Consider the following 13,842-nt stretch of genomic DNA (forward strand, 5'->3'; position numbering starts at 1 on the left):
CCACTCAATAAGTGGCTTTTTTTGTTTCTTACTTTTTAAATGGGAAGGCATATTTCACAATACGCCCCAAAACCTGACCATATTGTTTAAATAAACTCGCATTATTATAATTCAAGCCGTATTTTTCACACACCGCTTTCACTTTAGGCCCCATTTGACGGTAACGTCGAGCAGGAATATCTGGATAAAGATGATGCTCAATCTGATGACTCAGATGCCCCGTCAAAATATGGAATCCTTCAGAACCAGTCAGGTTAGAAGACCCACGAATTTGACGCATATACCAATGGCCACGGCTTTCATTTTCTAAAACTGACTTCGGGAAAACTTCCACATCTTTGGTGAAATGACCGCAGAAAATAATACTGAATGTCCAAATATTACGAATACCATTAGCGACTAAATTACCTGTGAATACGGGTAATGCTGCAGGACCTGCAATGAGCGGGAAGAAAACATAATCTTTAAATAACTGTTTCCCCATTTTCTTTTTCATCGGGTTCAAACGTTGTTGAAATTCTTCTTTGGTCATGCGCCCTTTTAAGCGCTTACCAATTTCTAAGTTCTGAATCGCTACCCCCCACTGGAATAACAAACAGAATGGAATACTGTAAAGTGGTTGTAATAAATATCCTTTTTTCCAGCGTTGCTCTGGGAACAAACGAAGAATTCCATAACCAATATCATCATCCATACCTTTAATATTGGTATAGGTATGGTGTTTATAGTTGTGGGTTTGGCGCCAATCATCAGATGTGCCTACGATATCCCATTCGTAAGTTGTCCCTTTAAATTTAGGGTCGTTCATCCAATCATATTGACCATGCATCACATTATGGCCCAACTCCATGTTTTCCATGATTTTGGCAAAACCAAGTAAGCCTGTGCCTAAAAGCCATGCTGGAGGAAACCATCCAGCGAATAAGCATGCACGTCCAAGTATTGAACTGTAGCGAATCGCTGCATACACTCGCTTAATATACTTTTCGTCTTTTTCACCTAAATCATCAAGAACTTCTTGCTTAATTGCATCAAGTTCACGTGCGAGTTCATCAAGTTGTGCATCAGTGAGTTCACGATTTTTTGGGTTTTTGAAATATTGTGCTTGAACTGGCATATTCATGATTATTCTCGCTTATAGGTCGATAGTGAGATCAGACTGAGCTGAATTGATACAGATTTTGAGCAAATTTCCAGGCTCAGTATTTTCTGCACCATTGACGAGGTTTTTAGTTGCACCTTGCGCTTTATGGCATGCACATTTATTACATACCCCCATGCGGCAACCGTGCTGTGGGCGAATATTTTGTTGCTCTAAACTTGCAAGGATTGATTGTCCCTTTGGAATCGTGACGACCTTATTTGATTTCGTAAGTGTGACCTGAACAAAACCAGTCTCATCACTAATGAATGGTTCAACACTAAATGCTTCACCTTTAAATTTATGAACACGAGTATCAGTTAGTTGTTCAGCAAGTTGCACAAATCCTGCTGGACCGCATGCATAAACCGTATATTGATCTAAGTATTCGATAGCCGTTAAATGAGAATCCTCTAAACGGGAATCAGCCTCTTCATCTTGAGTGGTAAAAAATTCAACATTAAAGTTTGAGTGTTGATTCGCCAAAGCAACCAACTCTGTTTGAAATGCTAAATCTTCTGTTTTTTTAGCCCAGTACATCAATTTAACTGGATGAACTAATTTTTTTTCTTGCTGCAATAATGCCTTGATCAAGCTGTACATTGGAGTAATACCACTCCCTGCAGCCAGCATTAACAGAGGCGTATTTACACTTTCAAGTGTCATATCACCATAGGGTGCACCAAACTCAACGATATCCCCTACCTGAGCTATATCGTTAATCCATGAACTAACTACCCCCTGATCGACTTTCTTAGCAGTCAACAATACATGTTGAGTGTCGATTTTGGTCAAACTATAGGTACGTTCAAAACAACGACCCTGTGTCGTGACAATAACTGGATGATGTTGCCCTGCTTCACCAAACTGAAATTTTCGATTAACCGCAATTTTTAAGCTGACCGTATCATTTGCAACTTGTGTACGTTCAACAATTTTGCCTAATGATTGATTCACCGACCAAGTTGGATCGATCTTTTGCAACCAAAAATTGGCAGCATTCGGATCAAATACAGCATTTACAGCGGATTTAATCAAATTTCTAGGTGGCTTAACTGCTTGCATCATGGGCTCATCACAGTGGGTTTAGAATTATTATACACATGTATATATATTTGTATAGACACTTGTATATCATCTATTGATTTCCATATCCTGACTCAGAGCGATATAATGCAACTCTAACTGTAAACTTCTGATATTTATGAGCAGCTCTACGATTACTCTTTCTCCTCTGCATGCCAGTGAATCCGCATCCATTTTGGAGCATCCAACTGCACGTACAGTCGGAAGAAAAGCCACAATCACGAAAGAAGAATTATTCCAAGCTGCTCTCAATCTTATCGGACCTCAAAAAAGCATCGCGTCTTTAAGCTTACGCGAAGTTGCTCGTGAAGCAGGAATCGCTCCAAACAGTTTTTATAGACATTTTAAAGATATCGATGAACTTGCCATTGAATTGATTGATCGCTCAGGTATTGTTTTACGTCAAATCTTGCATCAAGCTCGATTAAAAGCAGTTCGCAATTCAAGTATTGTGCGTAGTTCAGTTGAAGTATTTATTGAACAGTTAGATGCTGACGAAGGTAATCTGAGCCTATTGTTACGTGAAGGTTATACTGGTTCTGCCTCTTATAAAGAGGCGGTTGAAAAACAGCTCAATTATTTTCAGCAAGAACTCATGGATGATCTTGTTCGTCTTGAGCAAAATAACCCTCATAAAATCAAGCATCCAGAGTTGGCTGCAAAAGCGATTACTCAATTGGTATTCACTATGGGTGCTAAATTAATCAACATGCCACACGATGAAAGAAAAGTTGTAGCTGAACAAACGATGACGATGATCCGAATGATTTTAGAAGGCGCACGTCATCTGAAAGAATGAATATTGAGGGTCAAAAAAGCCCTTCAGTTGAAGGGCTTTTTTATTACTTTTCCCAAATTACTTCTTTATTTTGAGCAACCCAAGTTGGAATAAGTGCTTCGTACTTCGCCTCAATTTTATTACGCTTAATCTTCATAGTCGGCGTCAACATATCGTTATCCATCGTCCACAAATCCATGATGACCACAAAGAATGCAATTTTTTCATGCGGTTCAAGCTTTTCATTAATTTCATTCTTCAACTCAATTAATTTTGCTTCGATATCATCACGTTTATTATCTTGCTGTAATTTATTGCGAATTTCTTCTGCCAACATCACAAAGGCGATCGGCTGTTTATGGCTTGCACCACCAACACAGACAGATTCAATCATTTGGTTATTACCAATCTTTTGTTCAATTGGTACAGGCATTACATACTTACCTTTCTGAGTTTTGAAGATGTCCTTTACACGTCCAGTAATTTTTAGACGGCCAGTCGCATCAATTTCACCCATGTCACCTGTTCTTAAATAGCCATCCTCAGTCAAATCTTCAGCTGTTTTTTCTGGGTTTTTGTAATAACCCAACATTGTTCCTGGGCTTCTGACTAAAATCTCACCATTCTCATCAATCTTGCAGTCTACTCGTGCTTGAACATGTCCGACATATCCACTCATATATTCACCCATACGTGTGATATGCGAGTATCCACAGTTTTCTGTCATTCCATAAACTTCAAGCAACTCTAAGCCCAAATTACGATACCATTTAATAATATCTACGGGTAAAGGTGCAGAACCCGTTAAAGCATAACGAACATGATTCAAACCCAATTTTGCCAAAAGTTTTTGCTTAATCTTATTGCCCAAGAATGGGATTTTAAACAACACGTTTTGTACATTAAGTGGAATTTTTTCATTAATCCCCAAATAAAATTTGGTCCATAAACGTGGCACAGAAAAGAAGATCGTTGGTTTTGCACGATTAAGATCTTCAATAAATGTATCTAATGAATTGGCAAAATAAACGGTAAAACCACAAATCATCACGGATGATTGAATAAATACACGCTCTGCAACATGAGCTAGCGGCAAGTAAGATAAAGCACGATCTTTTTCTGAAACACCAAACGTAGATTTCAGCTCACTCGCAGGTGAGAGTAAGGTCTTATAACTTTGCATAACGCCCTTAGGTAGACCTGTACTGCCCGAAGTATAAATAATGGTCGCAAGCTCATCCTCGTTTGGAAAATAAGGCTCACTGGTGGGTGCTGTTTTCGCAGTGATTTCATCCCATGTCGGCGCATTATAGTCAGGCGCCAATGGCAATTTAATACAATGCATATCTTGCGGGATGATTTGTTTTACATCGTTCCAACTATCTCCAATGCCATCCAACTTACCGATAAACAGAGCCTTAGTTTCACTATGATCTAGAACATATTTAGTGCCTTCACCATTAAGAGTCGTATATAAGGGAACCGACACGTGCCCTGCCATCCAAATGGCTAGATCTGCCATGATCCAGTGCGCACTATTTTTACCAAAAATTGCAATCTGTGAGCGGCCTGGCAAATTCAGAGATTGTAAATAAGCAGCCATTTTTTTGACTTGACTGGCCACTTCTCCCCAGGTGTATTTAATCACCTGACCATTTGGTAAAGGCTGAACCAAGAAATCTTGGTTTGGCGATTTCTTTTCCCAATACATTAAATAGTGAATATGAGTCGGTAAAAACTCAAATTGGTTGTTGTTCTGATTTACTTCCATGTGTAATGACTCCCAATAACGTATCATTGTTGTTATGTAATGACTCATAACCGAAAGCTGATTTATTCGTTTTAAACTCGTCCTGAGTTCCTGATTGCCGAGTAAAAACTACAGCTTTACGATTTAAATTTTCGAATTATTTTCTATTTTCTATCATGAATTCTGATCAAAATCCAACCATTATTTTGCTCAGTTTAATTGCGCTATATTTTTGATAAAATTGTAATTTAAGACCAATGTGTTGATGATTATCGCCAATGTACTTGGACAATGATTATCCTATAACTAAATCAAACTCATGGATAGAGATTGATCATTATGGCTCAGATTGCCACTATTTTACGTGCAAAAACTCAACTCATGGCTGTCAAAGCCCTCACCCTTGCAATCCCAGTATCACATCCTCTCGTATTTGCGGGTGAAGATTCATCAATGCAATTGTGTGGCAATATTGCTCAGCTCGGCATGAAAAAAGTGATGATTGTGACTGATGCAGTATTAGTCAAATTAGGTGTCATACAACCCATTCAAGATCAATTACAGCACAATGGGATTGAAGTTGTTATTTTCTCTGATGTAAAACCTGATCCAACTTGTGAAATTGTCGAAAAATCTCTAGCACTGTTTAAAAATACCGGATGCGATAGCGTATTGGGTATAGGGGGTGGTTCGACGATTGATACAGCAAAAGTATTAGCGCTCGCAGCCGCAAACCATAAATCGCCTAAACAACTTTTTGGAATTTTAAAAAGTCGTAAACCTGCATATCCATTGTTCGTGATTCCGACCACCGCAGGTACAGGTTCTGAAGTTACCATTGCCGCAGTTATTTCAGACAGTGAAACTCATATTAAAGGCTTAGTTATTGATCCCAAAGTCGTTCCATTAGCAACTGCTTTAGATCCCGTCATCATGAAAGGCATGCCACCTGCTATCACTGCTGACACTGGCATTGATGCCCTTACTCATGCAATTGAATCGTGGGTAAGCGGATTCGCCAACAAACAATCAGATTATTACGCCAGTGCAGCCATGAAATTGATCATGGAGAATTTAAAAAAAGCATTTGAAGATGGTCAGAATATTGCAGCACGTGAAGCAATGGCGCTCGGTTCTCATTATGCTGGTTTGGCAATGAATAGTGCTGGAATTGGCTATGTACATGCTTTGGCGCATCAATTAGGGACTCAATATCAAATCCCACACGGACGCGCTAATGCCATTATCTTGCCTCATGTTCTAGAATTTAATCGTAAAGCGTCAGAAAAACGCTTAGCACTAGCAGCGAAGAAAATTGGTTTAAGCTCGTCACACACTACGGATGAACAAGCCGCAAATATATTCATTCAAAGCGTAAAGCAATTACTCAAAGATTTGAAAATCAATACTGAGATTCCGAATTTAAAAAAGCAAGATTTCCCAGAGATGATTAAATCTGCTTTTACTGAAGCCCATGGAATTTATGCCGTACCAAAATACATGAATTATTCAGATGCTGAGCAAATTTTAAATCGACTTTAATGCCAATAAGGCACGAATAAAAGCTCAGTATACAATCGTGTCTACTGAGCTTTTTTAATTTGCGACAAGGAATGCCGCCATGTTAAAAAATTTAGATTCACTAAACCCTTTTATTCATGTCACGATTGAGAATAGAATCCTGACCATCAAAATTGATCACCCCGAGCAAAAAAATGCTTTAACTGGGGAAATGTACAATGACATTGCAAAAATATTGGATGCGGCAGATCAATCTCAACAAGTGAATGTTGTGATTTTACAGGGTAACGAACAGGATTTTACCGCAGGAAATGATCTGAAAGATTTTATGTCTGCCGCTCAAAAATATGTTGGTTTAGCCGCTGATGCTACACCACCATTTGTCTTCCTAAAAGCGATCGCAAGATTTTCTAAACCTATTATTGCTGCGGTACGTGGCTGCACTATAGGCGTTGGCGTCACTATGCTATTTCACTGTGACATGGTATACGCTCACCCCGATACAGAATTTCAAATTCCATTTGTAAGTTTGGGATTATCTGTAGAAGGTGGCACCAGCCTTCTTTTCACTGAGTTGGCTGGTTATCATATGGCTGCCGAATTATTGCTCACAGGTCGAAAATTTTCAGCGGAAGAGGCGCTAAAATGTCGAATCATCAATCAGATTTGCGAGCAACCTGAACAATTAGCTTTACAGCGGGCTCAACAGATGAGTCAACTGCCAATGACCACGCTAAAAATTATTAAAAAACAAATTCGACCCGAGCAAGATCAAATTCAGAATTGTATTGTTCAGGAAGCTGAGGTTGTTGCAGAACGTTTAACATCGCCTGAAATGATTGAAGCCGTGATGGCTTTCTTACAAAAAAGAAAACCTGACTTCAATCAATTTCTGCAGTCATAAAAAAGCACCCTAGGGTGCTTTTTTTTATTTTATGGCTTTACCACCACCAAGACTCGAATCGCTTCAGGCGTTACAGCTAAAACTTCTAAAAGGCTTAAGCCTTCTTTTTGAAGCTTCTGCAAACGTGCAATTTCATCTTCGCGAATACTTGGGTTAAATTGTTTCAAATAACTTAAACGATCAATTTCATATTGCCATTTATTGCTATAAATTTCTTTCGCTTGCTGTTTTAATTCAGGCAAAGCACCTTTTGCAATGTCTAAAGCTTGTGCATAACGTTGTTCAACGACATCACGACGTGCTTTCACCACTTGGCGACAACTATTACCGTCAAGATGATGTAAGTATGGTTTCAAAATATCTGGTGCAATTTTAGCTGATAAATCTTGGCCCTTTTCACTTAATAACACACGAATCAATTGTGTTGGTAAACTCGCTGGCAAGTTCAATGCTTTCGGTGCAATCACATCCACTTTGAACCACACCTCAACTAAAACTGAACCTTGTGGTAAAGCTGCAGACTTCAATAACGCCACATTGGTACTACCAAACGATTGCGTATTGATCATTTCCATGACACTTTCAGTGAAAGGATGCTCAAGCGTTATGTATTGCGCATCTTCACGGATCTGAGCCTGATCACGATAGAACGTCACGGTCATGCCTTCCTCATCCAAAGTCAGACCTTGGACTTGCATTTGATCCGTAGGCTTAATAATTACCGTGCCATTACTTTGCTCATCAAAATCAATATTGGTTGATGCCATGAAGCGTTTCATAAACATTGGCAAAGTCGTATTGTCATCATACTCTTCGAGTGCTTGCACAATTTCTTGCGCAACCATTGGGCGACAAGAATTGTATTCCAATAAACGATCACGTCCAGCTTGTAGCTCTTGCTCTAGAGCTTCACGTTGCACACTTACGGCTTCAAGCAAATCTTCAAAGGCTTGACCTTTATCAGCCAACAAGCAATCTTTAAGATCAACAATAAAGTTCTCTTGTAAGGTTTGCGCAGTCGGAGAAATATTGCTGAAAATATTTAATGCTTCATTGTACCAACGGAACATACGCTCTTGTGCAGTGCCCACTAAATATGGCACATGAATCTGAATACGGTTTTCTTGACCAATACGATCAAGTCGACCGATACGCTGTTCAAGCACATCAGGGTTTGCTGGCAAATCAAATAGGATTAAATCTGAAGCGAACTGGAAGTTACGACCTTCTGAACCAATTTCTGAACACAATAAAATCTGAGCACCATAGGAATCTTCTGCAAAATAAGCAGCTGCTTGGTCACGCTCTAATAGACTCATGCCTTCATGGAACATTGCTGTACGAATCCCTGCATGGATACGTAATGCATTTTCTAAAGCTTCAACTACAGGCCCACTACGCGCAATGAGTAAGACTTTTTTATGCTTTAACTGAGTACGGAGCATTTCCATAATCCACGTTACACGTGGATCAGTTTCCATCCAAGCACCGTCCAATTGCGCTTCTTCTGGCCACATTTGTTCACGAAGTTTACCATCCAGCGACCATCCTTCTGGCACAGGTAATGGTGCAGGCTGACAATCGCGACCAGGGAAGCCTTGTATCGCTTCACGTGTATTACGGAATAGTACACGTCCTGTACCGTGACGATCTAACAATTCATGAATTGCACGGAAACGCTGTTCTGGCTCATCTTCAATCTTGTGACCCAGTAACTGCTCAATTGCTTGGAAATGATCAGCTTCAAGGGGTTGATCCGACATCAGCACTTCTGCAATTTGAGCTGTTTGCTGATATTTTTCTTCTTCATCTAAGAAACGATCAAGTGAACTGAAACGTTGCGGATCGAGCAAACGTAAACGAGCAAAATGAGACTCAACACCTAACTGTTCAGGCGTTGCAGTCAGTAAAAGTACCCCTGCTGTTTTTTCAGCAAATTCTTCAACAAGGTCATAGCGGTCATTACCACCTTCTTCTTCTGACCACATCAAGTGATGTGCTTCATCCACCACAAGCAAATCAAAACCTGCTTCGAGCGCTTGCTCACGTAAATCTTCATGGTCGATCATGAGATCAACAGACGCAATGATGCACTGTTCAGTTAAGAACGGATTCAATTCTGGATCATGTTCTTTGATCGAAGCAGTACGCGTTAAATCAAATAGCGAGAAATTCAAATTGAAACGGCGTCGCATTTCAATCATCCACTGATATTGCAGTGAATCAGGAACTAAAACGAGGATGCGTTCAGAGCGTCCTGTTTTCAGTTGCTGGTGTATGATTAAACCTGCTTCAATGGTTTTACCTAGACCAACTTCATCCGCCAATAAGACACGTGGGGCAAAGCGCTTACCTACTTCATGCGCGATATAAAATTGGTGAGGAATCAATCCAACACGAGCACCCACCATGCCTCGTAATGGACTATTTTGCATATTAGCTTGCATTTGTAATGCTTCAATACGCAGGTCATACCATTCTTTATAATCAATTTGGCTTGCCAATAAACGATCAAGTGGTTTAGACAATTGAATCGTCGCGCCAACACGAGTTTCATTTAATGATTTACGTTCATCAGTACCATCTTGTAACTGACGAATGACGTTGTAACGAATAACGCCACCACGCTCTTCTAATGATTCGACTTTCCAGACGATTCCCTCTTGGTCTTGAAGCTCATCATTCACATTGAACACAATTCGAGATAAAGGTGCGTTACTACGTGCATAGACACGGGTTTCGTCACTTTTAGGAAAGAGGATACTAATTGATCGTTCATTTACATCAATCAAAACCCCTAAACCTAACTCTGTCTCTGTGTCTGATAACCAACGTTGACCAATAGCAAACTGCTGCAATTTTTCCACCTTATCTCAAGTTAGGACTGAAAACTTATGCTCAAACAGGAGATGATTTGAGCAAAATTTAACGTCTATAAGCAATATATTTTGACATAAAGCCCACCAAAAAGTGAGCAATATTTAGCACCGATCTATTTAATTGATCATAACCAAGATTTCATCATGATCAGATCGTAAAATATTCGTATGCTGATTTAAAAATGTGTATTTAGAACGGCACTGGACAATGAAAGTTTAGTCGTTCACCGGTAACAGGATGATTGAAACTTAACTGCTCTGCATGCAAACAGAGTCGATCTTTCAAAGCTTGTTGCGCTGGTGTTGCATACAAAGTATCCCCTACGATGGGATGCCCTAAATGCTGCATATGAACGCGAAGTTGATGTGCTCGACCTGTGATTGGCGTTAATTTTACGCGTGTCACCCACTGATCTTGAATTTGAAATTGTTCAACTGCTTCCCAATGGGTTAACGCTGCTTTATTATGATGCGCATCTACGATATGCAATGGTGGACGAGTTGGGTCGTAAATCACGGGGATGTCTACAGTTCCTTGACCTTTTACACATCCCACGACTAGTGCTTGATAAGTTTTATCCGTTTCACGTTCTTGAAATTGGCGCGAGATCGATTTTTGGCCTGTTTTACTGAGTCCAAACACCAATAAGCCTGATGTATCACGATCTAAACGATGAATCAGAAGCGTACGTGGTTCTTCTTGAAGAAGACGATTGATAACGCAATCTTGAAGGTCAGGCGTTCTGCCTGGAACAGAAAGTAATCCAGCTGGTTTGTGAATCACCATAAAATCTTGATCACGATGAATGAGATGTTCCTGAAGAAAATGACTCAAATTTCTATTCCTAGCAGATCGTGAAAACAAGGCGGCAATAATAGAAAGCTTAGCGATAAATTACAATCTTGAAATGGACAAACAGTGACGATTTTTCCGATATCTGATAGAAATTAAATCAATCTAACGATTCAAATGAATTAAGTTTTGTTTGTGACATCTAGCTGTCTTTTCTCAGGATAGGAAGCAATTGAGAAAGTGTGCAATTTTGCCCAAATGATTCAAAATCTATATGTGCGCCATTGGCTCTCCACAAGCCAATCAAACTCACCATTGCGACCGAATCTAAGCCATAGCGCCTTAAATCTTGAAATGGATCAATTTCTAAAATATCGAATTCAAGGTATTCAGCAATAGACAGCAATATACCCTTTTCAGAAAGAATAAATGAGGTCGGCGCACTCAATTCCAGCATTCGAATCATGGCAGAGGTATTCATATGATGAATACCTTGTTCTACACAGTTCTGAATCCACTGTAAATGTTGGCTCTTCGTTTCTACATGAACAGCATCGTTCACCACACAAATTTGAGGAGTAATCGAAATGATATGCTGTAAAAGTTGCTTTATAGGTGAATTGATCATGCCAGACACAATGAGTTGTTTCTTTTCTGCGAGTAATTCACCCAACTGCGCTACTTTAGAAAATGATTGCTGCTCTTCAATTTCAATCACTTCAATATCTAAAGCCTGAGCTTTTTTAATTAAGCGATTTAAATGAATTAATAATTCTTGATGTTGGTCATTGCTATATTCAGCTAAACGTTGAAATCCAAAAACCACCAAGACGCATTGTTCAGCTTGAATGGACCACTTTGCCAAACTCCCGCTGAGTTCAATTTTTTTGGGTGGTGTATAAAAATATGACATTGCCACTTTAATCAGCTAAAGCCAAGAAAACTTCTATGGCATGCAGCGCAATTTCAGCATCTTCAAAAGATTTAGCACCTGAAACTCCCACAGCTCCCACCAATTGCCCTTGATAAATAATGGGTTCTGCACCTTCTAACATTCCCGACAATGAGTGAACAGTCAGAAAACCCAATTGCCCATCTTTGATCAGCTCTTCAAAAATTTGAGATGGGTGGCGGCTCAAAGCTGAACATTTTGCTTTTTCGGCTGACAAATTCGCAGTCATCGGAGAGGCACCATCCATGCGTTTCATTGCAAGTAAACTTCCAGTTTCATCTACAACAGAAATACTGACATTCAACTTTTTATCAATCGCATATTGTTGCGCACGCGTCAGTAAGAACTCCGCGTCTTCTAAAGTTAAATAATGTTTTAATTTCATTTCTATTTTAAGTCCGTGAATTTTATACGTGCAAAAAAGCCTACAGTATTTACACTGTAGGCTTATGTTAATAGATTTTCAAAAAAATTCTATTTTAAACGCGCAAATACATTCTTAGCTGCTTGAATAGTGAACGCAATATCTTCATCGGAATGCGCACTTGAGATAAAGCCGGCTTCAAAAGCAGAAGGCGCTAAATTTATACCTTCATCCAACATGCCATGGAAGAATTTACGGAACAATTCAACATCACACTTCAACATTGAATCAAAGCTTGTGATGTCTTCTTGATCAGTGAAATACAATCCAAACATACCTCCAACCTGTTGAGTCTTAAATGGTATACCTGCTTCATCAGCGGCACTCTGTAAACCAGTCAATAACTTTTCGAGCTGTGCGGTTAGATTTTCATAGAAACCTGGTTGACGAAGATGTTTGAACATCTCAATCCCAGCTCTCATTGCCAGCGGGTTACCAGATAAAGTTCCTGCTTGGTAAACTTTACCTAGAGGTGCAATACATTCCATCACTTCGCGCTTACCACCAAATGCGCCTACAGGAAGACCTGCACCAATAATTTTACCTAGCGTAGTTAAATCAGGTGTAACACCGTAGTGTGCTTGAGCTCCACCTAATCCAACACGGAATCCAGTCATCACTTCATCAATAATGAAGACTGAACCATGCTCATCACACACATCTCGAATGGCTTGCAAGAATCCATCAATTGGTTTAACCAAGTTCATGTTACCTGCAACAGGTTCAACAATAACCCCCGCAATTTCAGAACCAAACTTAGCAAAGCATTCTTTTAAAGTCGCAATATCATTGTATGGGAGCGTCAATGTATGTTTTGCAAAATCAGCAGGAACACCCGCTGATGTCGCCTCGCCTTCACCACTTGTGAGTAGACCAGAACCTGCTTTCACTAAAAGTGAATCTGAGTGACCATGGTAACAGCCCTCAAACTTAACAATCTTGTCACGACCTGTATACCCACGTGCAAGACGAATCGCAGTCATTGTTGCTTCTGTCCCTGAGTTAGTCATACGTACCAATTCAATGGACGGCATAATTTCACAGATAATATCTGCCAATGTCGTTTCATGCACTGTAGGTGCACCAAAACTTAGACCATCAACTGCGGCGTCTTGAACAGCTTTAATGATCGCAGGGTGTGCATGTCCTAAAATCATTGGTCCCCATGAACCCACATAATCGACATAACGTTTGCCATCTACATCGTACAGGTAGGCACCTTGAGCTTTTTCAATAAATACTGGCGTACCACCTACTCCATTGAAGGCACGTACTGGTGAATTCACACCACCAGGAATATGTTTGCTGGCTTGTTTAAATAGTTGTTCTTGCTTAGGAGATAAACTCATGAAAATCACTCAACTCAAAAAAGTAAAAAATTTAAGCTTGTTTAGCAAATAGCTCTGACCAATCGTAAACACGTTGACCAACGGTTGACATCGAACGGCCCAATACATCGCTAATGACAGCACAAAGATCTGCTCCGGCAGCAATCACTTCAGCACCATTTTCAACCGTCAAACCACCAATCGCGCAAATAGGTACATTTAATTTTGCTTTTGCAGCTTTTAACGTTTCTAAACCAATATTGCCTGCTTCAGGTTTGGTTTCTGT

The 13,842-nt window shown here is 39.8% G+C and carries 12 protein-coding genes; 3 read left to right on the forward strand and 9 right to left on the reverse strand.

From position 1 onward, the window contains the following. Positions 1-28: 28 nt before the first annotated feature. Together CL42_RS08455 and CL42_RS08460 are read right to left on the reverse strand one after the other, a co-directional pair. A complete protein-coding gene (locus tag CL42_RS08455; protein WP_035267144.1) occupies positions 29-1,123 on the reverse strand; it encodes a fatty acid desaturase family protein in 1,095 nt (364 codons plus the stop codon). 12 nt (positions 1,124-1,135) lie between these two features. Continuing rightward, positions 1,136-2,206, reverse strand: coding sequence for a flavin reductase family protein (locus CL42_RS08460; protein WP_035267146.1), 1,071 nt, complete (start codon positions 2,204-2,206; stop codon positions 1,136-1,138). Positions 2,207-2,345: 139 nt separating this feature from the next. Here CL42_RS08460 and fabR point away from each other — a divergent pair, with 139 nt between their 5' ends. After that, on the forward strand, positions 2,346-3,026 hold the full coding sequence (gene fabR / locus CL42_RS08465) for an HTH-type transcriptional repressor FabR (protein WP_035267148.1): 681 nt from the start codon (positions 2,346-2,348) through the stop codon (positions 3,024-3,026). 43 nt (positions 3,027-3,069) lie between these two features. On the opposite strand, the gene CL42_RS08470 is transcribed toward fabR, so the two are convergent. Beyond that, entirely contained in the window at positions 3,070-4,776 is a 1,707-nt protein-coding gene (locus CL42_RS08470; RefSeq protein ID WP_035267149.1) for an AMP-binding protein, read from the reverse strand. Positions 4,777-5,094: 318 nt separating this feature from the next. Between CL42_RS08470 and CL42_RS08475 the strand changes: the two genes are divergently transcribed. Then, positions 5,095-6,297 (forward strand): iron-containing alcohol dehydrogenase, encoded by a 1,203-nt coding sequence (locus tag CL42_RS08475; RefSeq protein ID WP_035267151.1) that lies wholly within the window; start codon positions 5,095-5,097, stop codon positions 6,295-6,297. A gap of 79 nt (positions 6,298-6,376) precedes the next feature. Then, positions 6,377-7,180: an enoyl-CoA hydratase-related protein gene (locus CL42_RS08480; RefSeq protein WP_035267153.1), complete on the forward strand. Its 804-nt coding sequence runs from the start codon at positions 6,377-6,379 to the stop codon at positions 7,178-7,180. Between the two features lie 29 nt (positions 7,181-7,209). Here the strand turns inward: CL42_RS08480 and rapA are convergent, their stop codons facing one another. The 6 genes from rapA to CL42_RS08510 form a co-directional block, all read right to left on the reverse strand. Continuing rightward, complete coding sequence (rapA, locus tag CL42_RS08485) at positions 7,210-10,047, reverse strand: RNA polymerase-associated protein RapA (RefSeq protein ID WP_035267154.1); 2,838 nt, start codon at positions 10,045-10,047, stop codon at positions 7,210-7,212. A gap of 202 nt (positions 10,048-10,249) precedes the next feature. Then, positions 10,250-10,894 carry an RluA family pseudouridine synthase gene (locus CL42_RS08490; RefSeq protein WP_035267156.1) on the reverse strand — a complete coding sequence of 215 codons (645 nt, stop codon included), beginning with the start codon at positions 10,892-10,894 and terminating at the stop codon, positions 10,250-10,252. 160 nt (positions 10,895-11,054) lie between these two features. After that, positions 11,055-11,771 (reverse strand): phosphopantetheine-binding protein, encoded by a 717-nt coding sequence (locus tag CL42_RS08495; RefSeq protein ID WP_155756970.1) that lies wholly within the window; start codon positions 11,769-11,771, stop codon positions 11,055-11,057. A gap of 1 nt (position 11,772) precedes the next feature. Then, on the reverse strand, positions 11,773-12,189 hold the full coding sequence (locus CL42_RS08500) for a GlcG/HbpS family heme-binding protein (protein WP_035267160.1): 417 nt from the start codon (positions 12,187-12,189) through the stop codon (positions 11,773-11,775). A gap of 89 nt (positions 12,190-12,278) precedes the next feature. Continuing rightward, positions 12,279-13,577, reverse strand: coding sequence for a glutamate-1-semialdehyde 2,1-aminomutase (hemL, locus tag CL42_RS08505; protein WP_035267162.1), 1,299 nt, complete (start codon positions 13,575-13,577; stop codon positions 12,279-12,281). A gap of 31 nt (positions 13,578-13,608) precedes the next feature. Beyond that, on the reverse strand, positions 13,609-13,842 hold a 234-nt coding region (locus CL42_RS08510), incomplete at its 5' end, for a thiamine phosphate synthase (RefSeq protein ID WP_035267163.1).

The organism is Acinetobacter sp. Ver3 (genome assembly GCF_000632455.1).
In the GTDB taxonomy this organism is placed as follows: domain Bacteria; phylum Pseudomonadota; class Gammaproteobacteria; order Pseudomonadales; family Moraxellaceae; genus Acinetobacter.

Excerpts from the sequence above, each read along its gene's own strand:
- CL42_RS08455 (WP_035267144.1), bottom strand. The coding sequence starts at position 1,123 with ATGAATATGCCAGTTCAAGCACAATATTTCAAAAACCCAAAAAATCGT.
- CL42_RS08480 (WP_035267153.1), top strand. The coding sequence starts at position 6,377 with ATGTTAAAAAATTTAGATTCACTAAACCCTTTTATTCATGTCACGATT.
- hemL (WP_035267162.1), bottom strand. The coding sequence starts at position 13,577 with ATGAGTTTATCTCCTAAGCAAGAACAACTATTTAAACAAGCCAGCAAA.
- CL42_RS08460 (WP_035267146.1), bottom strand. The coding sequence starts at position 2,206 with ATGCAAGCAGTTAAGCCACCTAGAAATTTGATTAAATCCGCTGTAAAT.
- CL42_RS08475 (WP_035267151.1), top strand. The coding sequence starts at position 5,095 with ATGGCTCAGATTGCCACTATTTTACGTGCAAAAACTCAACTCATGGCT.
- CL42_RS08470 (WP_035267149.1), bottom strand. The coding sequence starts at position 4,776 with ATGGAAGTAAATCAGAACAACAACCAATTTGAGTTTTTACCGACTCAT.
- fabR (WP_035267148.1), top strand. The coding sequence starts at position 2,346 with ATGAGCAGCTCTACGATTACTCTTTCTCCTCTGCATGCCAGTGAATCC.
- CL42_RS08500 (WP_035267160.1), bottom strand. The coding sequence starts at position 12,189 with ATGAAATTAAAACATTATTTAACTTTAGAAGACGCGGAGTTCTTACTG.